Source organism: Bergeyella cardium (genome assembly GCF_009914665.1).
Lineage (GTDB): Bacteria > Bacteroidota > Bacteroidia > Flavobacteriales > Weeksellaceae > Bergeyella_A > Bergeyella_A cardium.
The window spans coordinates 91,051-116,944 of record NZ_CP029149.1; the positions used below are offsets into that span (position 1 = coordinate 91,051).

The following is a 25,894-nucleotide window of genomic DNA, read 5'->3' on the forward strand; positions in this document are numbered from 1 at the left end:
ATAAACACGCCAAACAAAATATTTTGTTTTTGATAAGGATTATTCATCTCTGAAAAAATCCTCATATTCCAGCCAAAATTCTTCCAATTTCAGCATTTTTTCGTGAAGGAAATTCATCGTCTCTTGCCAAGTTGACTTATTATGGATGGATACACCATATTTTTCTACAAATACGCAGGAGATTTCCTTTCCGTTTTCCAGCTCAAAACTATCCGAAAAAACCGCATCCTCCCAGTAATCCATTAGAAGATTTTCCAAAGACTGCATTTTCTCGAAATATCGAATCCGATGCTCCAAATTCCCCTCTATCACAACTAAAACCATCGCTTTTTTGGTGTCAAAATGAAATTTAAAACTAAAACCCTTGATTTTAGTATTATATAAAATCCATTTTCGAGGAAAAGATTTCCCAAAAGAAGTCCAAAACTCCTGCCTCATCCTTGCCGATTCTTCCTTGCTAAACATTGTTTTTTCTTTTTTAATTAAAATCCTCCATTGCTCCCAATCCAAACAGCGCAAAATCGTACTTCGCGGGGTCTTTAGCATCAAAGGTTCTAATGATTTTATCGAGCTCTTCCACCGCTTTCCAATCGTTTTGTTTTCGTTCTAAAATTCTGAGTTGTCGGGAAATATTCCCCACATGCACATCAAACGGAAGTGATAAATACCGCTGAGGAAGTGCACTCCAAATCCCTAAATCCACACCTTTATTATCCTTTCGTACGAGCCAGCGCAGAAACATCATCAGTCGCTTTGCTGCTGAATTTTTATAAGTGGAGCCAATGTGTTTCGTACTTCTATGCGAATAATCTCCACCAAAAAAATTAGATCTAAATCTCTCCAAAGCGTGATAGAAATTCGTCTCGCCCTCTTTTAGCAAAAATAAATTTTCCATGCTCTCATTCTCAGAATAAATCCTCCGAAGAGAAGTCAAGAAAAACCGAAAATCCTCCATTGAAAAAGTCCTGTGAATAGCTCTATTCCCTATTCTCTCTAAATTCTCTTCCGTAAAATCCATCACAAAATCATAAGGAGAATTCCCCATAAAATCGAGCATTTTATCAGCAGATTTTATAATGGAGCTCCGTTTCCCAAAGGTAATTATCGCCGTCAAAAAAGCTGAAATCTCTATATCTTGTTTCAGCTCAAAGCGGTGAGGTATTTGTATTGGATCGGTCTCTACAAACTTAGGGCAGTTATATTTTTCGACTTTTTCGTTTAAAAAATCCCTTAGCTCTTCAAGACTTAAATTTTCGTTCATTTATACTTTATATATTAAATAAATCATTAAGAGCCTCAGACATTGTGGGGTGAGTAAACACTTGGTCTCTAAGCACTTTATAGCTCAACTCATTATCCATAGCCAATTTTACTGTATTAATAAGTTCGTGAGCCTCAGCACAGAAAAGCGTACAACCCAAGATCTTTTCAGTTTGAGTATCTACGATTGCTTTTAATAGTCCATCGGTCTTGCTGAGTACCCTTGCTTTTGGAATAGCCCCTGCAGGAAGTTTCTGTACTTTAATATAAGGATTGGTCAAATCTATATCTTTCTCTTTAAGCCCTATATGAGCATAAGGAGGGTCTATAAATACGGAAAATGCAAAGTCTTTACGCTCCTGTCTGGAATTGTACTTACCTCCAGACAACTGATTTTTAATAATACGAAAATCATCGAGAGAGATATAAGTAAACTGAGGGCCTCCATTTACATCTCCTAACGCCCATACTCCTTCTATATTCGTTTGAAGCTGGTCATTTACTTTTATAAAACCTCTTGTATCGGTTTCTATACCTGCTTTATCAAGGTTCAGATTCTCAGTATTGGCAATACGACCAGTGGCTACTAAAACCGCATCTGCATAGAGCTCAGTATCATTATACTTTACCAATACGCCATTTTCTTTTTCTTCAAATTTCTGTACTGCAACTTTATTAATAATATCAATACCCTTCTTTGAAAGACTCTGCACAATAGCTTCTGCCATATCTCTATCCTCTCTTGGGAGGGATATTTCTCCATTATCAAGGATAACCACTTCACTACCAAAATCTGCAAACATAGAGGCAAACTCCAATCCTATAAAACCTCCTCCCACTATACACAATTTTTTAGGGAGATTTTCCAGCTCCATTATCGAAGTACTATCATATATTCCTGAAACATTTACCCCATCAATAAGAGGAATAAAGGACTTCGTACCTGTATTAATAAAAATCCTTTCTGCTGTATATTCTGCAATAGACTTCCCTTCGGGGCTAATGATTTCCACTGTTTTTGCCCCAACAAAACGAGCTTCGCCCGTAATTACCTCTACCTTATTGTGATTATCTAATTTCTCAAAATTCTTAGCCCTCAAGAAAGTAATGAGTTCATTTTTACGGGCAATAGCTTCTGAAAGAGGGATATTTTTCTCTGCCTGACTAATCAAAGTCTTTGTCGGAATGCAACCTACATTGATACAAGTCCCCCCATACATTTTTTCTGATTTTTCTATGAGTACTACCTCCTCACCTTTATCTGCTAAGTATGAAGCAAGGGTTTTTCCTGCCTTACCAAATCCTATAATTAAGTTTTTAATATTCATTATTCTTGATTTTATATAATTTAATTATATTTTCCTTATTATAAACAAGTTATCCAATTTCTATTCTTTCGAGCATTTTTGGGAGGTAGGTTTCTGGGAAAATGCCCCTCGCCTCGTCTGTAAATACGGAGTAATCGGAGTATCTGTTGGAGAAATGCCCAAGCAGGAGCTTCTTTACCCCTGCTTTTTGTGCGATGGTTGCGGCTTCTTCGGCGGTGGAGTGCCCGGTGTAGTCCGCCATTTCTTTCAGGTCTTTGAGGAATGTAGCTTCGTGGTAAAGTAAATCTACGCCTTTGATGATGGGGATAATATCTTCCTTAAATCGGGTATCGCTGCAAAAAGCATAAGAGAGGGGCGGTTTCGGCGGCAGGGTGAGGACTTCATTTTTCAGGATATATCCATCTTTTAGCTGGAAATCTTTCCCGTTTTTTAAGTTTTGATAATCGCAGACTTCTATTTCATCATACTTCCTTATCTCGTCCATATTCAGGTTGCGGGGTTTTGGTTTCTCTCGGAAGAGGTATCCATTACAATAAATCCTGTGGTCTAGCGGAATAGTATAAACTTCTACCCTGCTATCTTCGTAGATTTTTTGTGAATGATGAGCTTCTAATTCGGTATAGATGACCTCAAAATCGCGATGAGTTTCGGTAATACTGAAGATGGTTTCGAGCATCTTTTTGATGCCTTTGGGCCCATAGACATAGAGGGGAGTTTCCCTACCGAGCAGGCGAAGCGAGGCGATGAGCCCCGGCAACCCAAAACAATGATCACCGTGCAAATGAGAGATGAAAATATGATTAATCTTTGAGAATTTAGCCTTTGCCCTTCGGAGCTGTACTTGGGTTCCTTCCCCACAATCGATGAGAAAGCTGCGATCTGCCATCTCCAGAAGCTGGGCTGTGGGAAATGAATTTGCGGTAGGTATAGCCGAATTAAATCCTAATATCGTTAAAAAAGCTGTCATTATGTTTCAGTAAAAAACTTTTTTCTAAGGTTTATAAATTTTTTCTCACAAATTTAATTAAAATGCTTTTGCCTTCTCTCTACTTCACAAAATAGTCATTATTCTCTGGCTGATGAGTTTGGTCTATTCCGATCTGTTCATTTATAGAAAACTCAATAGTCTGGCAGATGCTGTCCAATGCAAGGTCATTTTCCTCTTCTCCAAAGGGTTCTGAAATCTCCTGTATCAGTGCATCAAGGCTTACAAAAGTATAGCAGATAAGCAATACAATGACAGGCATCATTAGTCCTACAACATCTACAAGCCCAAACGGTAGCCAAAAAGCATAAAGATAAACCGTACGGTGCAGGAGCAATCGATAAGGGAAAGGCAAGGGCGTATTTGAGATTCTCTCGCAACCTCCTATAATAGTAGAAAACTCATTCATTTGCCTGTCCATCTGAGCCAAAACAATACTGTCTATTCTCCCCTCCTCATATTTTTTATATAACCATCTCGCCATTATATCCATTATGGCAATGGGTTTAAATCTCTTCTCTTGTATCTCATTATATACCTCTTTACTCAGCAACCTTTGAAGCTCCTGCGTATGACTAGCCTCCTTTTTCCGTAACTGATAGTTTAATGCCCAACAAAGGGCAGAAATCATTTTTATAAATGCTTTTTTCTCTTCTCTATCTACCTCATTTTCCTCTTTTATATAGCCTAAAACCTGTCGGGTAAGGGAGCGGGTATCATTTAACAATGCTCCCCATAGCTTTCTCCCTTCCCAGAATCTATCATAGCTTGCACTGTTACAAAAGCCCATAAATATTGCTAATGCCAGACCTATAAGCGTGAATATTGTAGGGTTAAGATGTACTTTATAATCATAAATATGCCCTCGAAAATAAAGGACAATCACCGCAAACAGTGTAATAACGAACAATCTCTTCCATACTTTCCTAAGGATAGATCCCCTCCAGATAAACAGCAAACTAATCCAACTATTAGGTTTCTTTATAATCATCTCTCTAAAAAAATACCAACAAATATACATTTTATTAGGGCTAAAACCCTATCTTTGGCTAGCTTTTTAAAAATAATAGAATTTTAAGAAGTCTTTTTAACAAAAGAAAAAGCTATATTGGTTTATTCATATTTAACTCTCTAATAACATCTTCAAAAGATATATATGATTATTATCATTTTTCAGATAAAATAAAACTCTATATATTTGGGGCGTGAAAAAACTGTTTAGCATACTGATGATTGCACTAATCTTGCTGGTAACCTTCCAGCGAGGTTTAGTTGTTATACACTTTAAGCTAAACCAAGACTATATAGAAAAGGAGTATTGCGTTAATAAATCCAAGCCAAGTCTCAATTGCCACGGGCAGTGCCATCTAAAAAAAGAGCTTAGCAATACTGCTGATGACAATCTTGAAAAAATCAGTATCTATAAAACGATTGAACTTATCATCCCTTCTACTGATGATGATTTTAAAATCCTAAATCCTAAATTTTCTGAACAAAAAAATATTCCTTTCTATAAAGAAAGACTTATCTCAAAATTATTCATTAAAAGGGATCTACGCCCACCTACTTCTATTTAATTCATTTTTTCCTAAGTGTATTATTTGTATGCCCAATAGATTTATTCTAGCCAAATAGCTCTATTCTGGAGGTTTATATCAAATAATATATCCAAAAATTTCATAGAAACAAGTATAAATTTTATTCAATTTTCTTTTAGGTATCTATCTAAAAGTAAGAGATTGGAGTATGAATATCCTTATAAAGCGACATTCATAGATGAACAAATAAGAACTAACCAAGTATCGGTTTGGATATTCATACTCTTTTCTTTTTAAAAACCAAAATCAATAATCACTCAAAATCACAATTTATATTTTAATATCAAAAAAAGAAAAAATAAATATTCAATATCCTTGAGTAAGTAAATAGAAAATTATATATAACATTAAATTTTTAAGTAAAATGACAGATTTTAAGAAAATCCTTCTGGGTGCTTTTGTAGCAACGACATTAGTTGCTTGTGGTGGTAGTAACAATGATGATTCTCCAGCACCTCCTCAGCAATCATCAAATAATGTTACTCTGAAATTTAATAATGTAATGGGAAGTACTCCTCTTGCATTAGGAACAGAATATACTTCCAACAATCAGAAAATTAAATTTACTGAGGTTAAGTATGTCATCAGTGATATCTATTTAGTAAAATCTGATGGTACAAAGGTTCCTTATAATGTAGATAACCTTGATAAAGGTGCTACGGTAGTAAATTTAGCTAAATCTGAGACCCTTAGCTATGTATTAGAAGGTATTGAATTAGGAGAGTACAACAAAATTATCTTAGGTTTTGGTGTAAAAAGCTCACTCAATACATTGGATCAACAGAAATTCCCTAACTTCTATGCAGCTGCTGGTGCTAACGATACAAAAATGCACTGGGAATGGGGTAATGGTTATAGATTTACTAAATTAGAAGGAACTTATGGAGATGAAAATAAACCACTATCCATACACACAGGAAGTACTGTAAAAGGAACAAGAGATGATCCAAGAACTTATGTACCTGGTGTAGATGCATTTAGAGATGTTACATTAGAATTACCATCTAAAATGAATGTAACACCTAAATCTTCTCCTACTATTACTATTAATGCAGACTGGGACAAATTATTAAATGGTAAAACTAAGATTACGCTATCTGGTAAGATCCCAACTATCCACCATACGCAGAGTATGATTCCTGTGGTAAATAACTTGGCTGGTGAAGGAAGAAACCTAGATGGCAGCTATGTAGACGCCAACTATATGGGTATGTTCTCTGTTTCCAAGGTAGAACATTAATATATTCATTATTAACTAAAATTTTATATAAAGCCCAGCTTTCTCAGGTTGGGCTTTTTTTGAAACGAAACGATTAAAACGCTCTTAACAATGAAAAATACTTTTTTAGTACTGAGTACATTCTGCTTATTCGCAAGCTCGTGCTGTAGCGATAATTCAGAAAAGCCGATTAACGATACGAATCCCAAACTGGAGATTAAAATCCCAAGTAACTTCCCCGAGCTAAACAGCTTTATCAACCAAGCCTATCCTACAAAATACGGGGTAGAACTGGGAAAAAAATTATTTAATGACCCACGACTCAGCCAAGGCAATGAGATTTCCTGCGCCACTTGCCACATCCCAAGTTTTGCTTACGCAGATAATAAGCCTAGAGCAGTAGGTGTAGAGGGAAGAATAGGTCTCAGAAATACTCCTCCTATCCAAAATATGGCTTTTATCTACAAATATATGTGGGACGGTGCGGTAAATAACCTTAAAGAGCAACCCATTACTCCGATTATCACTCACGAAGAGATGAGCTCCACAATATTCGAGGTAATAGATAAAATTAAAGACGATAAAGATTACAAAACAGCCTTCAAAAAAGCATTTGGCGATGAAACCATAGATCGCGAGAGAATCCTCAACAGCTTAGCGCAATTTATGTATACCCTGATTTCTTCGGACTCGAAGTATGATAAAGTGATGAGAAATGAAGGAGTAACATTTACCGAGACTGAAAAGAAAGGATATGAGACATTCCAAAACAAATGTGCATCTTGCCACTCTGGAGCCCTGCAAACAGATGAAACCTTCCGAAATATCGGATTCCCACTGCATCCAGATACAGTAGAAGAGGCAGGAAGAGCTAGGGTAACCGGAAAAGACGAAGACTTTATGGCTTTTCGGGTGCCTACCCTTCGGAATATAGAATATACCGCTCCTTACGGAAGTTTTGGTCAGTTTAAAACCCTTAGAGAGGTACTCGATTACTTTGACAATGGTGTTCTTAATGAAAAAAACCTTGACCCAGAGATGAGGAAATACACTACCACCACAGGAAAAGTAGGAATCCCCCTCTCCGAGGAAGAGAAAACCAACCTTATCGCCTTTATGAAAACGCTGAGCGATACAAAATTTACACTAAGAGAATAAGAACTATCCTTTTTTACAGAGACTGTGTTTCATTTTATAAAGACATTATTATTTCAAATGTTTTGAATACAAGAAACACAGTTTTCTTTTTAAGAACAAGACTCTCTTTCTATAAAAAAGATATTATTAGTATTTAAATGAAAAAAAATTTAATTAATATTTAAAGTAAAGAACCAATGAAAAAGTTATTTTATTTAGTACTTGGATTATTGATTAGCTCATCTGCAATAGTAAGTTGCTCAAGAGAAGATAATAACACACAAGAAGTTATAAAAGATTTTAATGTAGATACATCTACGGTAAATCTAAACTTAGATGAGACACAAATAATAAAGATATCAGGAAATGGGGACTACAAAATTAATCAAAGTGATGAAAGTATGAACATTGTAGAAACAAAACTGATAAAGGATGAGCTTCACTTAAAGGGAATAAGTGTAGGAAGTACAAGCATAAAAATCACAGATAAAAAAGCAAATACTACAATAAGTATAAAAGTAGAAGTAACTGGAAAAGAATTCAGTATAACCCCCAACGAAGTAACGATTAATATAAATAAATCTGCTACTGTAAAAATTAGCGGAAACGGTATATATGAAATTGGGACGAGCAATATAGCGACACTGGAGCTTTCGGAGGATAAACAAACTCTAAAGATTACTGGACATACTCAAGGTTTGGAAAATATTACAATTTTAGATAAAAGAGGAAATCAATCTCTTAACCTCAATATAAAAGTAAATGTACCCTCCTCTTCTCCAGACTATAAGCTGAGTGATGACGGACGGGTGCTACTACAATGGACCAACAGCCAGACCACAGAAATAGATTTCAATGCTGTAGATGCCTTAAAATTCGTTACAGAAATTGGGGAGGACGCATTTAACTTACACGAAAACCTAACAAAAATTGTATTCTCCGAAAATCTAACAAAAATTGGAAATTCAGCATTTAACGGCTGTACAAAATTAAACACAGTAACTCTTCCGAATAGCTTACAAACAATTGGAAACAGAGCTTTCAGAAGGTGCTATGGGCTCAACAGCATAACTATACCCGCTGGAGTAACCTCTATAGGAGATTCCGCTTTCTTCCAGTGTAATAATCTGAAAAATATAAGCCTCGGAAATAATATAACACATATTGGATTGATGGCTTTTTATGGTAATACCTCATTGGAAAATATCGTATTACCTGATAATTTAAATGATGTAGATTCTTCTACTTTCGAAGACTGCTCAAGCTTGAACAGTGTAGTACTCCCAAAAAATTTAAAGAGAATCAGTGCAAAAGCATTCAAAGGCTGTAGCAATCTAACAACAATAACAATACCTGCAAGTGTGGAAGAAATCTTCTTTGAGACATTTATGAACTGTACCCAGCTAAAAACAGTACACTGTGAGAGAGCATATCCACCAATAATGGTTACAAAATCTGCAACACAGAAAAACCATAGCTTTGACGGAACTGCACTCGAAAATATCTATATACCTGCAGGAAGTTTGGGAAGATATAAAAATGTTGATGGCTGGAAAGAATATGCAAACAAACTGGTAGAAAAGAAAAATTAATAAAAAGTTTTATTTATTATACATTTTATAGGGGAGTTTTATAAGCTCCCCTTTTGCTTTGTGCCTATTTAAGTAAAATTTTATTATTAAGACTTATCCAGCTACCGCCGTTATAAACTTGTGTAAAGCCATTATTTTTGAGAATCATTTTCGCAGAGGCACTTCGTATGCCAGAAGCACAGCAGGTAATAACGGGTTTAGATTTATCTTTCAATTTTTTAAGATTATTTGCAAGTGAAGTAACAGGGATATTCATCGCTCCCTTGATATGTCCAGATTTAAACTCCCCCTCACTCCTCACATCAAGGATGATAGCGCCGTTTTTCACAAGTTCTGAAAAATCTGTTTTTTCCCAATTGAAAAGACCTTTTATTGCATTTATCATAATTGCTGAATTAAAAATTATAATGCAAATTTACTGTGTCTTAAAAAGTGGATAAGTGATGAATGTTACAATAATGTGATTTTATTTCGGGAGAGACTGATTTGATTCTCGTTTTCCATTTGCTTTAATACGCGGCTAACGGCTTCACGGGTGATTCCCAGCTCATCTGCAAGCTGCTGATGCGTTACGGAGAGTTCTTTTGATTTATAAAGTTGTGATTTTTGATATAGCAGGCTCAGTATCCTGGCATCTGCTTTTTGGAAAGCAACGGAATTTACCACTTCTAAAAGCTCCTCAAAGCGTTTGTGATATAAATTAAAAACGAAATCCGTCCATTCTGGATATTTTTTAATCCATTCTTTTGCCTTTTGTTGAGAAAGCATTAAAATCTCCGCATCTTCTTCTATTACTGCCTTTACTTTGGACTTGTCCCGCCTCATCCCCGCAAGGATAGAAACGATACAGCTCTCGCCAGGTGTAATATAATAGAGTAAAATTTCTCTACCATCTTCTTCGGTTCGGATTACCTTTATGCTTCCTGAAAGCACCAATGGGATATAATGAGCATACGAATCTACATTGAGAATAACAGAACCTGCTGGGAATGATTTTATCTCGCCATTTTGTTCCATTTCTCTCCTGAACTCTGAATTTATTATTTCATCAATATTCATCATCAAGTATAATAAAGGATTCGTATTCTAAAATAAAAAAGTGCTTATGTAGATACATAAACACTTGGATTGTAAAGTGGTCCCACCTGGGCTCGAACCAGGGACCACCTGATTATGAGTCAGGTGCTCTAACCAACTGAGCTATAGGACCTCGAAACTAACATTCTTCTGCTCTGTTTCGTTTATTGTGGTGCAAAAATAGTATTTTTCCCCTTATTTCAAAAAAAAATCTATACTTTTTATGTGATTATTTTATAAAATTATCTTTTACAGTCGCTTAATTATGATGAAAAGATTAATTTAATCTACCAAAAATATAGTCCTTATGATATTTTATAAGGTTATCGATAGGCTTTTGCACAATTTGACCGATGTTTAGCCTATGTTCTCTCGCAATATTTCTTAGAATATCCTCATAATAATGGGCAATAGAACCAATGAAGTTGATTTCACAGGTTTTAGCCTCTGGATAGGGCAATATTTGAAATTCAAAATAATTAGAAAACTCCTGCTTTAAGAGTTTTTGAATAAAAGGATGCTCTTTTTTCTCGTGCAGGAACTTACTAAACCCTGCCAGGTAGGCATTTGCCTTCGGATTATGGTAGATATTTTTAATAAAGTCCTCAATTTTCAGGTGGTAGATCTCTGTGAAGTCCCGTTCTAAATCTGTGGGGAGCTTTTTCATAAAGAAGTGTTTCAGAATGGCTTTACCTAAGGCAGCTCCCCCGCCATCATCGCTGAGGATATACCCGAGGGAAGGCAGTTTTACCTCGATATTCTTACCATCAAAGAAGCAGGAGTTTGAGCCTGTCCCAAGTATGCCCACTATTGCGGGATTTCCTCTGTAAGCAGAGTAAGCGGCTGCTGTTAGGTCGTCTTTCACCTCAATGAGTGCTTTTGGGAAGAATTTTTGTAGGGTATTTTTCATTTTTTGCTGATTATCTACGATTCCGCAGCCTGAACCATAAAAAAAGAGATAAGAAACCCCATCTTTATACCTCATCAAGACCTCGTTTTGGGATAAATCTGAGGGGATATTTTGTACATTTATTACATTGGGGTTCATCCCTTGGGTGCTGGTTTTCGCAATCATCTCTCCCTTCCTGCTCAGGAATACCCAGTCTGATTTTGTGGAGCCACTATCTACCAAAAGTATCATTATGTAAAGTATTTTTATAAGCTAATGTGCCAAAGATAAGTAGAAGTTTTAAATTTTTCTTCTATTATGAGTAAAAAAGGAGCGTTTTATCATTCTAATAAAACACTCCCAATTATTAAATAAAATGACGATAATTAAATCAATAGGACATCTCCACGATTTTCTTTACATCTTGTGGAGTGATGCGCTTAAACTCACCAATGCCGAGCCATTCTCTGTCTATAAAAGCCTGTTCTATCCTTTCGGCGGTGCCTTTATAGTCTTTGGTATAGTCTGATAGCTTGGTTTTTATGCCCAAGCTATGGAAAAATGCTTCCATTTTCTCGATGGCGAGTTTTGCTTTGTCTTCGAGGCTGCCCTCGGTGATGTTCCAGACTCTTTCGGCGTATTGAGCGAGTTTTTCTTTTTTATATTCAAAGTTATAATGGTAGTGAGAAGGGGCGATAATCGCCAAAGTGCGTGCGTGGTCTATGCCAAAGTATGCCGTAAGCTCGTGACCTATGGCGTGTACAGCCCAGTCGGTTACCACACCTTTTTGGAGGAGCCCATTGAGCGCCATAGTGCAGCACCACATATAGTTGGCCGCAGTATGATAGTCAAAATCTTGCTGTAGGAGCTTAGGGGCGGTATTTTGAAGGCTAATGAGGACACTTTCGGCAAATCTATCTTGAAGATCAGCATCAGAAATGACCGTCATATACTGTTCTAATGCGTGAGTATAGGCATCGGCGATACCATTGGCGAGCTGGCGCTGGGGTATGGACTTAACCACATTCGGATCGAGGATAGAAAAGACGGGGAAAGAGCCAGGACCACTAGATGAGCGCTTTTCGTTGGTCTTTCTTCGTGAGATTACATAGCCAGAATTCATTTCGGAGCCTGTTGCAGGGAGGGTGAGCACGGTACCGAAAGGCAAAGCCTCTCCCTCTAATGTTCTAATAGGTTTTGAGAGGATGTCCCAAGGGGTTCCATCATATTTAGCGGCTGCCGCGAGGAATTTTGTACCATCGATTACGGAGCCTCCGCCTACGGCGAGGAGGAAACTAATCTCCTTATCCTTAATGATTTCCAACGCACCTAATAATACCTCATACTCAGGGTTTGCGAGGATACCTCCGTATTCATAAACTTGGCGACCAGAGAGTGCATTCATCACCTCATCATAGATTCCGTTTGATTTTATGCTCCCTCCGCCATAAAGCACCAGGATTTTTGCTCCCTTGGGGATTTCGGTAGAGAGTTTGGCGATTTCGCCTTGTCCGAATATAATTTTTGTAGGGTTTTTAAATTCAAAATTCAGCATAATATAAATTTTCGTTCAAAGATAGGGTTTATTATTGAGTATTTGGGAAAGATTTTGAGGTATTTTAATCAGAAATATTGGTATTTGAGGGGGGAATATGATAATTTCATTACCTTTGCTACCTTAGATTTTAAAGATATGCACAGAGCAGGATTTGTAAATATAGTTGGCAAGCCGAATGCGGGGAAATCTACCCTTCTCAACCAATTGATGGGCGAGAAACTTGCGATTGTTACCCAAAAAGCACAGACGACGAGGCACAGAATCTTTGGGATTTATAACGAAGAGGATGTACAAATTGTGTTTTCTGACACGCCTGGTGTGCTGGATCCGAAGTATGAGCTGCAAGAGAGGATGATGGATTTTGTGAAGGACTCGCTACAGGATGCGGATGTGTTTCTTTTCATTATAGATGTTACGGATGAGGCTCCTGCATCGGAGTTTCTTATTGAAAAGCTGAATAAAATTCCTGTTCCTGTTCTTATTCTTTTGAACAAGGTGGATAAGACCGATCAGGAGCGGCTTGAGAGGCTCGTAGAGGAGTGGCACGAGAGGATTCCGAAGGCGGAGATACTCCCGATATCGGCGTTGAATGCCTTTAATACGGAGATTATCCTCCCGAAGCTCAAGACGATGCTTCCAGAGAACCCGCCGTATTATGATAAGGATCAGTTTACGGATAAACCTGAGCGATTTTTTGTAAATGAGGCGATTCGTGAGAAGATTTTACTGAATTATGAGAAGGAGATTCCGTATTCGGTAGAAGTAGTTACGGAGCTTTTTAAGGAAAAGGAAGGGATTATCTTCATAGATTCTATTGTTTATGTAGAGCGGGAGACGCAGAAGGGGATATTGATTGGTCATAAGGGTGAAGCGATTAAGAGAGTGGGTACGGAGGCACGGCTTGACCTTGAGAAGTTCTTTGCGAAGAAGATACACCTTAATCTCTTTGTAAAAGTGAAGAAGGATTGGCGCAAAAGTGATCGAGATTTAAAGAATTTTGGGTATAGGTAGTATCATTATTATTCACCCTCAGTCTAAAATTAAAAACCTCTCACTTCTATAAGCGAGGGGTTTTATTCATTTTGCAGAGATTCAGCCTAACTGGAACTTTTTAATAAAGTTTTCTTTTTTTACTTAGATAGAAATAGGCTGTTTTCAGAAAAGTCATAAATTGCCATATTTGCAAGGTCTCCACTGCCTTTTTTCTCCAGTAAGTTCGCTACATTTTTCTTCAGGCTATTACATAGACAATAACAATAGTTTTTTTTCAACATAAATTATTCATACAGATGCGAGGAGGAGTCATTCTTATGTAACATTTATCACTGTACAGGAGATTTCACCAGTATACTTTTGCTAAAAATTAAGAAAAATGAAATATATTCTTTTCTCTGTTTTAGCATTAAGTATTTATTCTAAGGGGAAGGCACAGGACACTATTCAAATTTCACAATCAGAAATTGAAGCTAAATCATTAGATGAAAACCTCCAAATAAAACTGGCACAAAAAGAAGCAGATATAGCACAGACCGAACTTTTAGGAACAAGAGCAATGTATCTTCCCAATATCACAGCATCCTATACATTTATTAATACCAATAACCCTCTGATGGCTTTTGGTTCAAAACTAAATCAGGAGAGAGTCAGCGCAATGGATTTTGACCCTATGAAACTTAACAACCCCAAAAGTATCTCTAACTTTGGGACAAAAGTGGAAATAGAACAACCGATTTTTAATATGGACGCAATACTTCAGAAGAAAGCAGGAAAGGTAAAAGCCGATATACTAAAAATAAAAGCGGAGCGCACCAAAGAATACATCCAGTATGAGCTAAGAAAATCCTATATGATGCTCCAGCTTGCCTACAAAATGCTCAAAACATTGGAGAATGCAAGAGCTACAACACTCGCCAATAGAAAAATGATGGATAATTATTTCAAAAATGGAATGATTCAGAAGTCCGAAATCTTATATGTGGATGTACGCCTCAGTGAGATTGATAGCCAGATTCAAATAGCGAAGTCTAACATAAAAAATGCTTCCGACTATCTTTATTTCCTTCTAAACGAAAATTCTAATGGCAAGATTCTTAAACCAACAGAACCTCTGAAATATCAAGAAGGGCTAATTTCTGAGGATTTAAGACTCAATATTCATCGGAAGGATTTGGAAGCATACAATAAATCTCTGGAAGCCTATAAATGGCTTATCAAATCTTCAAAATCTAAATTCCTCCCTCGTCTGAATGCCTTTGGAAGCTGGGAAATCTACGATAACAAATTCGCTCAATTTGATGCTAATGGATATTTGGTCGGGCTACAGCTATCGTGGAATATTTTTGATGGATTAAAATCAAAATCCGAATCTGAAAAATATAAATCTGAAGTCTCAAAAACACAGGCTGAACTCTTGCAATACACAAAACAAAGTGAGCTGGAACTCTCCAAAGCCAGTCGTGCTGTGCAAGATGCGAATTCTAAAATCATATTTACCCAAAAAGCCTGGGAGCAAAGCAAGGAAGCATACAGAATCCGAAAAAATCGCTATGAGCAGGGGCTGGAAAAATCGGCCGACCTCCTCTCTGCTGAAACCTTAATGTCTCAGAAAGAATTGGAATATCAGCAAGCGATCTTTGAGTATAACACTGCCTTTGCCTATCTGGAATTTCTGAAAAAATAGTACCATTATAAAGATTTAGTCATAAAAAATTAATATTTAATTCATTTTATTAAATATCATTATTAGAGGGAAACCGTCTAAGAAATAAAAAAAATCTACTATGAAAAAATACATTTATACCGCAATTATTTTAGGAGCGCTCATCAATCAGAGTTGCACCACCGACAAAAAACAAAATGCAGCATTTAATGACAAACCCATTAGTGTTACGGTAAATAGACCGAACACAAGTAATGGAACTTCCCATGCCACAGCAAGTGGAAAACTCGTTGCCAAAAACTCAGTAAATGTTTCTACCAGAATGATGGGATATATTACGGGAATGAGAGCCGAGATTGGGCAAAATGTCCGTGCTGGGCAGTTATTAGTCTCCATCAATGCGAGCGATATTCAGGCTAAGAGTGGTCAGATTAATGCTCAGATTTCTCAAGCCCAAGCGAGTTATAATATTGCAAAGAAAGATTATGAGCGTTTTGTAAATCTTTATAAGACACAAAGTGCCTCACAAAAGGAAGTTGACGATATGAAAGCACGCTACGAAATGGCAAAAGCTGGTCTGGATGCTGTCCATCAAATGAAAAATGAAGTGAATGCTCAATACCGCTATACTCATATTACCGCTCCAATTTCAGGGATTATTACCGCAAAATATGTGGAACAGGGCGATATGGCAAATCCTGGAATGCCACTTTTAACGATAGAATCACCTTCGTCTTTACAGGCTCAAGTATTGGTTTCTGAGCAGAACATCAATCAGATTACGAATGGAATGCAGGTTCAGGTGATATTAAAATCATTGAATAAAAGAATTTCGGGGAAAGTTTCAGAAATCAGTAAATCTTCAGCTAATACAGGCGGACAGTATATGGTTAAAATCAATATTATGGATTCATCGGATGCTTTGGCTGGAATGTTTGTCAATGTAGAATTTCCCTTTAAATATTCCGGAAAAGCCAATCAAGACTTTCAGGAAAGCATACAGATACCTAAATCTGCTTTGGTAGAAAATGGTCAGCTTACTGGAGTTTATGTACTAAGCTCCCAAAATACCGCAATTTTAAGATGGGTAAAAGTAGGCAAAACTTTCGGAGAGCAAGTGGAAATACTTTCTGGATTAAAGGCTGATGAACCCTATATTCTCACTTCCAATGGGAGATTGTTTAACGGAGCAAGAGTAGAATTGAAATAATCAAACTACCTTATTAAATACTAAAAATTTTTTTTTATGGAAAAAGGATTCTCAGGACGTATTGCCGCGTTTTTTATCAATTCAAAACTCACGATTTTGCTGATGATAGCACTGATGATTATCGGTGTGTATAGCTCAACTTTAATTCCCAGAGAAGAAGAACCTCAAATTGTAATTCCGATGGCAGATGTTATGGTCGGTTACCCTGGAGCTAATCCTCAGGAAGTAGAGAACCGTGTGATTAAACCTTTGGAAAAGATTATTTCCAACATCAAAGGTGTAGAGCATTTACACTCTATGGCAATGAATGGACAGGGAATGATTATCGTTCAGTTTTTGGTAGGTGAAGATACAGAGCGCTCATATGTAAAACTCTATGATGAATTGATGAAACATCAGGATATTTTCCCGAAAGGAGTGATGCCTCCAATGGTAAAAACCCGCTCTATAGATGATGTGCCAATGTTAGGGCTCACACTTTGGAGCGATAAATATAATGATTACGAACTTCGACAGATTGGAGAAGAAGTAGCTTCCGAAATCAAAAAAATCAAGGATGTCTCCCAGACCAATGTAATCGGTGGACGAAACCGACAGCTTTCTGTAACACTGGATAAGGATAAAATGGCAGAGCTAAGCATAGACCCACTAGGCATTATGCAAATGATTCAGGCAAATAATGGAAGTTCTCAATCTGGAAAATTTAATTCTGGGGATACAGAATTTATGCTTACAACAGGGCAGTTTCTCTATTCTCAGGAAGATGTAGAAAACCTCGTGGTAGGGACTTCACAAAATATGCCTGTATATCTAAAACAGGTTGCCAAAATCTCAGATGGCGCTTCAGCTCCTGTAAACTATGTGAGTTTTGGTTATGGAAATGCTACCCAAAATGGGAAGAAATTCAAGTCTGAATACCCCGCAGTAACGCTTTCTGTTTCCAAAGTGAAGGGTGCCGATGCAATGAAAATTTCTAAACGCATCATTTCCAAAGTAGATGACCTCAAAAAAACACTGATTCCTGATAAAGTCTATGTAGAAGTAACACGAAATTACGGAGAAACCGCCTCACATAAAGTTTCTGAACTTCTAATGCACCTTGGTGTTGCCATTATTGCCGTTACTGTTCTGGTAATGCTGGCGATGGGCTGGCGAGGTGGGCTGGTAGTATTTTTATCCGTTCCACTAACATTTGCTCTCACGCTTTTCAGTTACTACATCCTCGGTTATACACTCAATAGAATCACTCTTTTTGCTCTTGTTTTTGTGGTGGGAATTGTAGTAGATGACAGTATCATCATTGCAGAAAATATGCACCGGCATTTTCATATGAAGAAACTCCCGTTTAAGCAGGCAGCTATTTATGCAATCAACGAAGTGGGCAACCCAACTGTTTTAGCAACATTTATTGTAATTGCAGCAATATTACCAATGGCTTTCGTTTCTGGGATGATGGGACCTTATATGTCTCCTATGCCCATCGGTGCATCTATTGCGATGATGCTTTCCCTTTTCGTAGCACTCACCATTACTCCTTATTTAGGTTATCATTTACTCCGAGTAAAAGATGAGCAGGAGCATAAAGAAGAGCGAGGTCTGGAAACTTCAAAAATCTACAAAATCTATAAAAAGATTGAGCTCCCACTCTTAAACTCCACATCTAAAAGATGGCTAATGCTGGGGATTACCGCTGTTTTATTACTGGTTTCCGTATCTGCATTTTTTACGAAATGGATAGCCGTAAAACTACTTCCATTTGATAATAAAAATGAAATCCAAGTGGTTATTGATATGCCCGAAGGGAACACTTTAGAGCGAACCAATGCCTTAACCAAAGACATTGCACAGTATCTGAAAACCGTTCCAGAAGTAGTGAATTATCAAAATTATGTAGGTTCATCAGCACCGATTACCTTTAACGGTTTGGTTCGCCATTATGATATGCGAGGAGCAAGTAATACAGCAGATATTCAGGTAAATTTAAAAGGAAAAGAAGAGCGCTCAGAGCAGAGCCACAATGTTGCAAAAAATATTCGCCCCGAGATTCAAAAAATTGCAAAAAAATACAATGCAAATGTAAAAATCGTAGAAGTTCCCCCAGGACCACCTGTCTTATCAACCATCGTTGCGGAAGTTTATGGACCAAACTACGATGAGCAGATGCGCATAGCAAAAGAGATTGAAAAAATCCTCCAAAAAACCGATGATGTCGTAGATATTGATACGAGAATTGAGGACAGTCAGAAAGAGTTCAAAATAATTCCTGATAAGGAAAAATCAATGTTAAACGGAGTTGCTCCTCAGCAGATTGTAGGAAATATAACCTATTTAATGGGAGAATATCCTATTGGAAATCTGTACGATGAAAAATCTGTTTATCCGATTGATATCGTTATGAGGCTTAATGATGCCGACAAGGCCAATATTCAGGATATAACCAGCCTAAAAGTAAAAGGACAAATAGGAATGATTCCCGTCTCGGATTTAGTAAAAATAGAAGAGAAAGAAGTAGAAAAAAGTATTTACCGCAAAGACCAGCAACGCGTAGTTTATGTAATGGCAGATATGGCGGGAGCATTAGAAAGCCCTGCATACGCTATTCTCGGAATGGATGAAAAGCTCAAACACATTAAAATCCCCAATGGTTATAAACTAAATGAACTGTATATGGGGCAGCCCAATAGCGATTTTGACTATACCATAAAATGGGATGGAGAATGGCAAATTACACTCGAAGTTTTCCGTGATTTTGCTGTAGCTTTTGCCGTAGTCCTTATCATTATTTATATGCTGATTGTCGGTTGGTTCCAGAATTTCAAAACCCCGTTTGTAATGATGATTGCTATCCCTCTTTCACTTATTGGAATTGTACTCGGCCATTGGCTTTTAGATGCATTCTTTACTGCAACTTCATTTATTGGGATGATTGCCCTTACAGGAGTAATGGTAAGAAACTCTGTATTACTCATCGATTTTATTGAAATTCGCTTGGAGCAAGGTGAGGAGCTGAAACAAGCTATCATAGAAGCAGGAGCCGTGAGAACTACTCCTATCTTGCTCACAACTGGAGCCGTTGTCATCGGTGCAATGATTATTCTCTTTGATCCTATTTTTCAAGGACTGGCAATTTCATTAGTATTCGGAGCTATTGTCTCTACCCTGCTTACTTTAGTTGTAGTCCCACTGGTATATTATATGGTAGAACGCAAAAAATGGAAGAGTACCTCCAAAAAAGAATGCGACCTATCGGAAGAATAACTAACCTTGAAAACTTAAAATCTAAAACTCATAACCTTCAATTATATATTTTTAAAATTAAACTTTAAAACAAAACATTATGCAAACAAGAATTGTACATGCCATTGCAGGAACTTTAATCTTAATCGGCCTCCTGTTAGGAATTTTCATAAACCCAAACGGGTTCTGGCTCATAGGACTTGTAGGGCTTAATATGCTGATTCACGCTACCACAAACTGGTGTATGATGTATATGATTCTGAATAAATTGGGTGTGAAGAAAGACGGAAAATGCAGTTAGGTTCTGTATAAAATTAATTTTAAAGTTTTAATTTTTTCAGCCACTTACAGTATTGTGAGTGGCTTTGGGCTCCCCCCCCTGTTTTAAGCCTCTTTATATCCATATTATACTCCTAAAAATATTAAACAATGCCTCTCCAAAAATCCCTATATTTGTCGCTATGATTAGCAGAGTCGCTTTTATTATCAACCCCAATTCCTCGAAAGGACAATACGAACCTTTTTTAAAGGAAATCAACCAACGCATAGACCAACCCACCGTACTTATTTCTCGTACAAAAGAGGATACAGAGCGCTTCATCTCTGAGAACTGGGAGCATATTGATATTTTTGTAGCTGCTGGTGGCGATGGCACCATCTCCTCCATTGCGCAGCAACTGGTCAATTCCGAGAAAATCCTCGCGGTCTATCCAATGGGGTCGGGTAATGGCTTTGCAAGAGAAAATGGCTTCAATACCAATCTAAAAAAGCTTATAGAAAAACTCCAAAAAGGCAATTCAAAGAAAATAGATACGGTAAAAATCAATGATTATTTCTGTATCAATGTCTCTGGTGTGGGGCTCGACAGCACTGTGGCCCATAATTTTGAGAAGACTTCACGGGGATTTTTCAACTATATAAAAACAACGGTCAAGACCTATTTTCAGTTTAAAAGCGTAGAGGTTTCCTTTTCAGATTCCCACTTTAAGAACTTCAGTGGCAGCTATATGATGCTCAATATTGCCAACACCCGTCAGTTTGGGAACAATGCCTACATCGCACCGCAGGCGATGATAGATGACGGTAAGATAGACCTTGCACTCGTCAAGAAGTTTCCGTTCTGGTACTCGCCTATCTTCGCCTGCCAACTTTTCACCAAAAAACTGAGGGGCAACCGCTACATCAAATACCTCTGTACAGAAAAAATTGAGATAAATGCTTCCTCCGATCTCTGGCATATAGACGGTGATGCGGTGAGTATTTCCTCCCCCGTTAGCATTAAAGTTTCCAAACAAAGCCTTCGTATTTTGCAATAAAAAAATCACAGGATAAATATGCAGAAAACAGCCCACAAGAGGAAAAAGACAAGTGCTAAAAAGCCTTCTACCCATCGAAAAAAGAATAAGAAAAACAAACGCTTTTGGAAGAAAAGACACCTCCTTTTAGTGTTTCTGCTCATTGGGCTTTTCTCTATCGGATTTTATTACAGAACGACCCTCGGGTACTATTATTCCTCCTATTTTAGGATTAAAAAAGAGCATTCTGTACTCAAAAACACCCCGTATGAAACGATGAGAATGGAGAGAATCATCTCTGAACATCACGATAAAGTCTTCGGAATAGATATTTCTCATTATCAAAGAAAAGAGGACATTGAGTGGGACAGTATGACGATTGCGGGCGGAGCTATTTCGATTGATTTCGTTGTGCTAAGGGCTACGATGGGCAATGCCAGTACCGATAAACACTTCGCTGATTTTTGGATGAAAGCCCAACAGCACGGCAAAATCCGCGGTGCTTACCACTTCTACCGCGCCGATGAAGACCCTGCCCAGCAGGCAAAAAACTTTATTGCTACGGTTCACCTTGAAGCAGATGACCTCCCTCCCGTGCTCGATATAGAGAAAATCCCAAGGAGGAGATCAAAAGAACAGCTCATTGCCGACCTCAAGAAATGGTGCAATATTATAGAAAATCACTACGGTAAGAAGCCCATCATCTACACCTATTATTACTACTATAAGGACTTTTTGCGTGGCGAGTTTGAAGGTTATCCCCTTTGGCTTGCCAATTATAACAATGTACTCCAGCCTTCCCCTACCGACCACTGGGAGTTCTGGCAATTCTCCGAAAAGGGCATTGTCTATGGCATTAATACAAAAGTAGATCTCAATGTCTTCAACGGCTCCCTCCAAGAGCTTAAAAAATTTAGCAATAAGTAGCTTCTTAACACTGGTAACACGGCTTCAATTATTAAGCTACTACTACTAAAAAAGAGAAGCCTAAGCCTCTCTCATAAAATGAAATTAATCTTGGTTTAAAGTTTTCCAGAGGACATCTTTAAGCTCCGTAAGCCCCTCGCCTGTAACCCCCGAAAAGAATAATGGCTGTTTATTCTCTGGAAATTCTGCGGAGATTTCTCTTTTTAGCTCGTCATCGAGTAAATCTGCTTTAGAAATAGAGATAACGAAATCCTTATGTAGGAGTTCGGGATTGTATTCTTTAAGTTCGTTTTCCAGAATTTTAAACTCTTGGTAATGATCTTCGGCATCGGCAGGAATGAGAAACAAGAGTACCGAATTTCTTTCTATATGCCTTAAAAAACGATGCCCAAGCCCTTTGCCTTCGGCAGCTCCTTCTATAATACCAGGGATATCTGCCATCACGAAAGACTTATAATTTCGGTAATTTACAATGCCCAAATTAGGTGTAAGGGTAGTGAAAGCATAATCTGCAATTTTGGGCTTAGCCGCAGAGACAACCGACAGGAGCGTGGATTTACCAGCATTAGGAAAACCGACCAAACCTACATCCGCAAGGACTTTAAGCTCAAAAGTAATATATCCCTCCTCACCCGGAAGCCCAGGTTGCGCATAACGAGGGGTCTGATTAGTTGCAGATTTAAAATGCTCATTGCCCAAGCCGCCTTTCCCACCTTTCATTAAGATGATTTCCTGCTTATCTTCCATTATTTCGCCTAATATCTCTCCATCTTCATTCTTCGCAATGGTACCAATCGGCACTTCTATATAGACATCTTCGCCATCAGCACCTGTGAGCTGACTTTTACCGCCATTCTCCCCTCTTCCAGCCTTTATATGCCGAGTATATCTGAGAGGGAGGAGCGTCCATTCGTGGGCATTTCCTTTCATAATGATATTCCCTCCTCTTCCGCCATCACCACCATCAGGACCGCCTTTCGGAATATACTTCTCTCTCCTTAGGTGAGCTGAACCAGCCCCTCCGTGCCCCGACTGGCAGTGGATTTTTACATAATCTACAAAGTTTGACATAAAAAATTATTCATTGATATTAGAACAAAAGCCCCCAGACTTAAGATTAATTACAGCCTTAAAGCGGGCAAAGATATAAAAATAAAGCGATGATAAATAAACAAAAGAGCTACCCAAATGAGCAACTCTTTTATAAATACAATGAATAAATTTTACTTGATTTTTTCTACTTCTGCGTATAGCTTTTCGGAGATTTCGTCTATTTCTCCTACGCCGTTTATCTCTACATATTTCCCTTGTTTCTTGTAGAGCTCTGCTACTTCGGCAGTTTTTGCATAGTATTCTTTTATTCTGTTTCTGATGATATTTTCATCGGCATCATCGGTTCTACCGCTGGTTTCTCCTCTTTTTAGAAGTCTTTGTACCAAGATTTCATCTTCAACCATTAAAGCGAGACAGATGCTGATTTCGGAATCTAGGACTTCTTTCACTATTTTTTCTACAGCTTCTGTTTGGGCCACAGTTCTCGGAACACCATCAAAAATAAACCCGTTGGTATCGGTAGGTTTTTGGACTTCTTCTCTCAGCATATCGCAAGTTACCTGGTCTGGAACCAATTCCCCTCTATCTATATAAGATTTTGCGAGTTTGCCGAGTTCTGTTTCATTTTTGATGTTATACCTGAATAAATCTCCTGTGGAAATTTGTTTCAGATTAAACTTTTGGATTAAGTTCTGTGCCTGCGTTCCTTTTCCACTACCTGGAGGCCCAAAGAGTACAATGTTTATCATTTTTGTAAATACTTTATTTTAAATATTTTCTTTTTTTTAATCGTTAATCTATTTATCGTCATAATGACCATATACAGATAAAATAAAAACATAAACCTCATCATTATTTATCTTATATATAAGCCTGTCTTTTTTATTAATCCTGCGAGACCAATATTCAGAATAATCTCCTTTTAATTTTTCAGGTTTTCCTGTCCCGGTTGTGGGATGTTCTCCTAACTCCATAATAAGTTTTTTAATCTTATTATAGCTGGTAAGATTTGTTCTCTTAAATTCAGAGATTTGCTCCTTTGCAAGATCTGAAAAGATAATATCAAACCTCATAAACTCTCAAAAAAGGCATTGATTTCTTCTTTTGATTTTAGACGAGTTACTTTCCCCTGCTTCAATTGTTTTTCCGCAAGAGCAATTTCCTTTTTCATTTTCTCCTGTGGAATTTCTATTTCTTCAGAGGTTTTAAAATCAATTTTCATTCGTTTTAAGAACTCTAAAATGAAGTCTTTTTCTCTGTCTTTTATCTCAATTATAATATTCATTACATTTCACTTTTTAATGATTTATCCTACCCTCTGCCAATTGGTAGAGATCGGGGAGGTTTCTGCCTCTTTCGTCATAGTCCAGACCATAGCCAAGTACAAATTTATTGGGGATTTCCTTTGCTACATAGTCTATTGTAAAATCCTTTTTGAATACTTCGGGTTTCAATAGAAGCGAAGCTACTTTCAAGGATTTTGGTCGCTGAGTACTTTTAAAATACTCAAACAGGCTCTCAATGGTATTCCCCGTATCTACGATATCTTCCATCAGTATGATATGCCTACCTTCCACATCCTTGGTTAAATCCATTTTTTTATAAACAATCCCTGTAGATTGTAGTCCACCATTGTATGAACTCACTTGCAGGAATGCCACTTCGCATTCGCCAGGGTAATATTTCATAAAATCTGAGAAGAACATAAAGACACCGTTGAGAACTCCGATAAATACGGGTACTTCATTTTTATAATCTTCATAAACTCTCTCTGCAAGGGCTTTTATTTCCCTTTGCAGCTCTTCATTCGTAAGATAGGGCACGAATTCTTTATCGTGAATTTGTATTGTTTTCATTCTAAAATTCAAAGCACAAAAATAAGATAATTATTGTATTCTAAGGAAAAAATTAATGGCTATGCGCCAGATGAGTAAGGTATGCCAAGGCGACTCCAAGCGTTACTAAAACGATTTTAGCCCAGTCCATCCTATGGTTTTTATTGCTTTCAAAAATAATAACCGAAGAGATATGAATAAAAATCCCCCCTACCAAAGCTAAGAAATAAGGTTGCCAATTCGGATTAAAATACTTGCCTAAAACCACCCCCGCAGGCGATGCAAGTGCAAAAAGCAAAACAACCAATACTGATGGAAGTGTCCATTTTTTGCTGAATAAAAAGGCTCCTAATACGAAAGAAATCGGTAGGTTATGAACTGCAATCCCCAGCAGATAAGCCATTGAAACCTTATCCCCCGCAAGAGGAATACCCTCTATAAACGCGTGGATAAACAGCCCAACAACCAATGCCGAGGGCAGAATAGCCCTCCCCTCTTCCTCATTATGATGATGGATATGCCCGTGCTCAAAGCCCTTAGTAATGCTTTCCAAAAACATCTGCAAAATAACCCCCGCCACTACAAACAAACCTATGCTGGAATGCGCTCCCTCACCGTGAAAATGCGCCTCCTCACTGCGAAAATGCTCACCATAAACCAAAGGAAAAACCTCATTCAGACAAATGGTAATAAGAAATCCGGCACTTATAATAAGGAGCTGTTTTGCTAATTTTTCATTTTTTCCGAAAAAACCACCGAGCACAACTCCTAAAACCACACTGAGAATAAGTATAAAATGAACCATTTTACCAAAAATAAGAGGACAAATTTACTATAAATAATATTTTTTTAAATAAAATAACCCATTTGATATTTAGCAGTAGTCTTTTAATTTAAAATATATCCCTAATACTAAAGTATAACTTAATATTCATTCAAAGGAAAATTTTTCAAAGCCACAATTACTTCCTATGGTTTATCACCTAAATACAGCAGGCGCAGCCTGTTAAGAAACTTTAACGGGTGAGGGTTTTC

General features: G+C 37.5%; 26 protein-coding genes and 1 tRNA gene. 11 read left to right on the forward strand and 16 right to left on the reverse strand.

The genetic code is table 11. The annotated features are described in order from the left end of the window. Positions 1-39: 39 nt before the first annotated feature. The 5 genes from DBX24_RS00415 to DBX24_RS00435 all read right to left on the reverse strand — a co-directional run bounded on the left by DBX24_RS00415 (position 40) and on the right by DBX24_RS00435 (position 4,531). On the reverse strand, positions 40-465 hold the full coding sequence (locus DBX24_RS00415) for a DUF4268 domain-containing protein (protein WP_120489686.1): 426 nt from the start codon (positions 463-465) through the stop codon (positions 40-42). A gap of 13 nt (positions 466-478) precedes the next feature. Beyond that, complete coding sequence (locus DBX24_RS00420) at positions 479-1,261, reverse strand: TIGR02757 family protein (protein WP_160223617.1); 783 nt, start codon at positions 1,259-1,261, stop codon at positions 479-481. A gap of 7 nt (positions 1,262-1,268) precedes the next feature. Further along, on the reverse strand, positions 1,269-2,588 hold the full coding sequence (locus DBX24_RS00425) for an FAD-dependent oxidoreductase (protein WP_160223618.1): 1,320 nt from the start codon (positions 2,586-2,588) through the stop codon (positions 1,269-1,271). A 49-nt stretch (positions 2,589-2,637) separates the two neighbouring features. Then, on the reverse strand, positions 2,638-3,555 hold the full coding sequence (locus DBX24_RS00430; protein ID WP_120488839.1) for a ribonuclease Z: 918 nt from the start codon (positions 3,553-3,555) through the stop codon (positions 2,638-2,640). Between the two features lie 79 nt (positions 3,556-3,634). Further along, positions 3,635-4,531 (reverse strand): bestrophin family protein, encoded by an 897-nt coding sequence (locus tag DBX24_RS00435; RefSeq protein ID WP_221411195.1) that lies wholly within the window; start codon positions 4,529-4,531, stop codon positions 3,635-3,637. 247 nt (positions 4,532-4,778) lie between these two features. On the opposite strand from DBX24_RS00435, the gene DBX24_RS00440 reads away from it, so the two are divergent. The 4 genes from DBX24_RS00440 to DBX24_RS00455 all read left to right on the forward strand — a co-directional run bounded on the left by DBX24_RS00440 (position 4,779) and on the right by DBX24_RS00455 (position 9,119). After that, positions 4,779-5,150, forward strand: a complete 372-nt coding sequence (locus DBX24_RS00440; RefSeq protein ID WP_160223620.1) for a hypothetical protein — start codon at positions 4,779-4,781, stop codon at positions 5,148-5,150. Between the two features lie 385 nt (positions 5,151-5,535). Continuing rightward, positions 5,536-6,411 (forward strand): MbnP family protein, encoded by an 876-nt coding sequence (locus DBX24_RS00445; RefSeq protein WP_160223621.1) that lies wholly within the window; start codon positions 5,536-5,538, stop codon positions 6,409-6,411. Between the two features lie 90 nt (positions 6,412-6,501). Continuing rightward, positions 6,502-7,548, forward strand: coding sequence for a cytochrome-c peroxidase (locus DBX24_RS00450; RefSeq protein ID WP_160223622.1), 1,047 nt, complete (start codon positions 6,502-6,504; stop codon positions 7,546-7,548). A 176-nt stretch (positions 7,549-7,724) separates the two neighbouring features. Continuing rightward, complete coding sequence (locus DBX24_RS00455) at positions 7,725-9,119, forward strand: leucine-rich repeat domain-containing protein (protein ID WP_160223623.1); 1,395 nt, start codon at positions 7,725-7,727, stop codon at positions 9,117-9,119. A gap of 64 nt (positions 9,120-9,183) precedes the next feature. Here DBX24_RS00455 and DBX24_RS00460 read toward each other — a convergent pair whose 3' ends face one another. From DBX24_RS00460 to DBX24_RS00480, 5 genes are all read right to left on the reverse strand, one after another. After that, positions 9,184-9,504, reverse strand: a complete 321-nt coding sequence (locus DBX24_RS00460; protein ID WP_120488834.1) for a rhodanese-like domain-containing protein — start codon at positions 9,502-9,504, stop codon at positions 9,184-9,186. 65 nt (positions 9,505-9,569) lie between these two features. Beyond that, complete coding sequence (locus DBX24_RS00465; protein ID WP_120488833.1) at positions 9,570-10,181, reverse strand: Crp/Fnr family transcriptional regulator; 612 nt, start codon at positions 10,179-10,181, stop codon at positions 9,570-9,572. Positions 10,182-10,255: 74 nt separating this feature from the next. Beyond that, positions 10,256-10,329 (reverse strand) — tRNA-Ile (locus DBX24_RS00470). Between the two features lie 144 nt (positions 10,330-10,473). Next, positions 10,474-11,337 carry a BadF/BadG/BcrA/BcrD ATPase family protein gene (locus DBX24_RS00475; protein WP_160223624.1) on the reverse strand — a complete coding sequence of 288 codons (864 nt, stop codon included), beginning with the start codon at positions 11,335-11,337 and terminating at the stop codon, positions 10,474-10,476. A 139-nt stretch (positions 11,338-11,476) separates the two neighbouring features. After that, positions 11,477-12,640 carry an iron-containing alcohol dehydrogenase gene (locus tag DBX24_RS00480; protein ID WP_160223625.1) on the reverse strand — a complete coding sequence of 388 codons (1,164 nt, stop codon included), beginning with the start codon at positions 12,638-12,640 and terminating at the stop codon, positions 11,477-11,479. Between the two features lie 138 nt (positions 12,641-12,778). On the opposite strand from DBX24_RS00480, the gene era reads away from it, so the two are divergent. The 7 genes from era to DBX24_RS00515 all read left to right on the forward strand — a co-directional run bounded on the left by era (position 12,779) and on the right by DBX24_RS00515 (position 21,971). Continuing rightward, positions 12,779-13,654, forward strand: coding sequence for a GTPase Era (era, locus tag DBX24_RS00485; protein WP_160224667.1), 876 nt, complete (start codon positions 12,779-12,781; stop codon positions 13,652-13,654). 361 nt (positions 13,655-14,015) lie between these two features. Beyond that, the gene (locus DBX24_RS00490) at positions 14,016-15,323 is read left to right on the forward strand and encodes a TolC family protein (protein WP_160223626.1); all 1,308 of its coding nucleotides are present in this window, start codon (positions 14,016-14,018) and stop codon (positions 15,321-15,323) included. A 100-nt stretch (positions 15,324-15,423) separates the two neighbouring features. After that, on the forward strand, positions 15,424-16,512 hold the full coding sequence (locus tag DBX24_RS00495; protein WP_120488829.1) for an efflux RND transporter periplasmic adaptor subunit: 1,089 nt from the start codon (positions 15,424-15,426) through the stop codon (positions 16,510-16,512). Positions 16,513-16,548: 36 nt separating this feature from the next. Next, positions 16,549-19,770, forward strand: coding sequence for an efflux RND transporter permease subunit (locus tag DBX24_RS00500; protein WP_160223627.1), 3,222 nt, complete (start codon positions 16,549-16,551; stop codon positions 19,768-19,770). Positions 19,771-19,849: 79 nt separating this feature from the next. Then, positions 19,850-20,050 (forward strand): YgaP-like transmembrane domain, encoded by a 201-nt coding sequence (locus DBX24_RS00505; protein WP_221407566.1) that lies wholly within the window; start codon positions 19,850-19,852, stop codon positions 20,048-20,050. A gap of 160 nt (positions 20,051-20,210) precedes the next feature. Then, positions 20,211-21,065: a diacylglycerol/lipid kinase family protein gene (locus tag DBX24_RS00510; RefSeq protein WP_160223628.1), complete on the forward strand. Its 855-nt coding sequence runs from the start codon at positions 20,211-20,213 to the stop codon at positions 21,063-21,065. Positions 21,066-21,083: 18 nt separating this feature from the next. Next, positions 21,084-21,971 (forward strand): glycoside hydrolase family 25 protein, encoded by an 888-nt coding sequence (locus DBX24_RS00515; RefSeq protein WP_160223629.1) that lies wholly within the window; start codon positions 21,084-21,086, stop codon positions 21,969-21,971. Positions 21,972-22,055: 84 nt separating this feature from the next. Here DBX24_RS00515 and obgE read toward each other — a convergent pair whose 3' ends face one another. From obgE to DBX24_RS00545, 6 genes are all read right to left on the reverse strand, one after another. Next, on the reverse strand, positions 22,056-23,042 hold the full coding sequence (gene obgE, locus DBX24_RS00520; protein WP_160223630.1) for a GTPase ObgE: 987 nt from the start codon (positions 23,040-23,042) through the stop codon (positions 22,056-22,058). A gap of 152 nt (positions 23,043-23,194) precedes the next feature. Then, positions 23,195-23,773, reverse strand: a complete 579-nt coding sequence (locus DBX24_RS00525; RefSeq protein WP_160223631.1) for an adenylate kinase — start codon at positions 23,771-23,773, stop codon at positions 23,195-23,197. A gap of 48 nt (positions 23,774-23,821) precedes the next feature. Beyond that, positions 23,822-24,097: a Txe/YoeB family addiction module toxin gene (locus tag DBX24_RS00530; RefSeq protein WP_120488822.1), complete on the reverse strand. Its 276-nt coding sequence runs from the start codon at positions 24,095-24,097 to the stop codon at positions 23,822-23,824. Further along, entirely contained in the window at positions 24,094-24,309 is a 216-nt protein-coding gene (locus DBX24_RS00535) for a hypothetical protein (RefSeq protein WP_120488821.1), read from the reverse strand. The genes DBX24_RS00530 and DBX24_RS00535 overlap by 4 nt, the downstream gene beginning before the upstream one ends. A 13-nt stretch (positions 24,310-24,322) precedes the next feature. After that, positions 24,323-24,880, reverse strand: coding sequence for a hypoxanthine phosphoribosyltransferase (gene hpt, locus DBX24_RS00540; protein WP_160223632.1), 558 nt, complete (start codon positions 24,878-24,880; stop codon positions 24,323-24,325). Positions 24,881-24,932: 52 nt separating this feature from the next. Beyond that, a complete protein-coding gene (locus tag DBX24_RS00545) occupies positions 24,933-25,664 on the reverse strand; it encodes a ZIP family metal transporter (protein WP_160223633.1) in 732 nt (243 codons plus the stop codon). Positions 25,665-25,894: the final 230 nt, after the last annotated feature.

Coding starts and splice junctions, on each gene's coding strand:
- DBX24_RS00415 (WP_120489686.1), bottom strand. CDS start 465: ATGTTTAGCAAGGAAGAATCGGCAAGGATGAGGCAGGAGTTTTGGACT.
- DBX24_RS00420 (WP_160223617.1), bottom strand. CDS start 1,261: ATGAACGAAAATTTAAGTCTTGAAGAGCTAAGGGATTTTTTAAACGAA.
- DBX24_RS00425 (WP_160223618.1), bottom strand. CDS start 2,588: ATGAATATTAAAAACTTAATTATAGGATTTGGTAAGGCAGGAAAAACC.
- DBX24_RS00430 (WP_120488839.1), bottom strand. CDS start 3,555: ATGACAGCTTTTTTAACGATATTAGGATTTAATTCGGCTATACCTACC.
- DBX24_RS00445 (WP_160223621.1), top strand. CDS start 5,536: ATGACAGATTTTAAGAAAATCCTTCTGGGTGCTTTTGTAGCAACGACA.
- DBX24_RS00450 (WP_160223622.1), top strand. CDS start 6,502: ATGAAAAATACTTTTTTAGTACTGAGTACATTCTGCTTATTCGCAAGC.
- DBX24_RS00455 (WP_160223623.1), top strand. CDS start 7,725: ATGAAAAAGTTATTTTATTTAGTACTTGGATTATTGATTAGCTCATCT.
- DBX24_RS00460 (WP_120488834.1), bottom strand. CDS start 9,504: ATGATAAATGCAATAAAAGGTCTTTTCAATTGGGAAAAAACAGATTTT.
- DBX24_RS00465 (WP_120488833.1), bottom strand. CDS start 10,181: ATGATGAATATTGATGAAATAATAAATTCAGAGTTCAGGAGAGAAATG.
- DBX24_RS00475 (WP_160223624.1), bottom strand. CDS start 11,337: ATGATACTTTTGGTAGATAGTGGCTCCACAAAATCAGACTGGGTATTC.
- DBX24_RS00480 (WP_160223625.1), bottom strand. CDS start 12,640: ATGCTGAATTTTGAATTTAAAAACCCTACAAAAATTATATTCGGACAA.
- era (WP_160224667.1), top strand. CDS start 12,779: ATGCACAGAGCAGGATTTGTAAATATAGTTGGCAAGCCGAATGCGGGG.
- DBX24_RS00490 (WP_160223626.1), top strand. CDS start 14,016: ATGAAATATATTCTTTTCTCTGTTTTAGCATTAAGTATTTATTCTAAG.
- DBX24_RS00495 (WP_120488829.1), top strand. CDS start 15,424: ATGAAAAAATACATTTATACCGCAATTATTTTAGGAGCGCTCATCAAT.
- DBX24_RS00500 (WP_160223627.1), top strand. CDS start 16,549: ATGGAAAAAGGATTCTCAGGACGTATTGCCGCGTTTTTTATCAATTCA.
- DBX24_RS00505 (WP_221407566.1), top strand. CDS start 19,850: ATGCAAACAAGAATTGTACATGCCATTGCAGGAACTTTAATCTTAATC.
- DBX24_RS00510 (WP_160223628.1), top strand. CDS start 20,211: ATGATTAGCAGAGTCGCTTTTATTATCAACCCCAATTCCTCGAAAGGA.
- DBX24_RS00515 (WP_160223629.1), top strand. CDS start 21,084: ATGCAGAAAACAGCCCACAAGAGGAAAAAGACAAGTGCTAAAAAGCCT.
- obgE (WP_160223630.1), bottom strand. CDS start 23,042: ATGTCAAACTTTGTAGATTATGTAAAAATCCACTGCCAGTCGGGGCAC.
- DBX24_RS00525 (WP_160223631.1), bottom strand. CDS start 23,773: ATGATAAACATTGTACTCTTTGGGCCTCCAGGTAGTGGAAAAGGAACG.
- DBX24_RS00530 (WP_120488822.1), bottom strand. CDS start 24,097: ATGAGGTTTGATATTATCTTTTCAGATCTTGCAAAGGAGCAAATCTCT.
- DBX24_RS00535 (WP_120488821.1), bottom strand. CDS start 24,309: ATGAATATTATAATTGAGATAAAAGACAGAGAAAAAGACTTCATTTTA.
- hpt (WP_160223632.1), bottom strand. CDS start 24,880: ATGAAAACAATACAAATTCACGATAAAGAATTCGTGCCCTATCTTACG.
- DBX24_RS00545 (WP_160223633.1), bottom strand. CDS start 25,664: ATGGTTCATTTTATACTTATTCTCAGTGTGGTTTTAGGAGTTGTGCTC.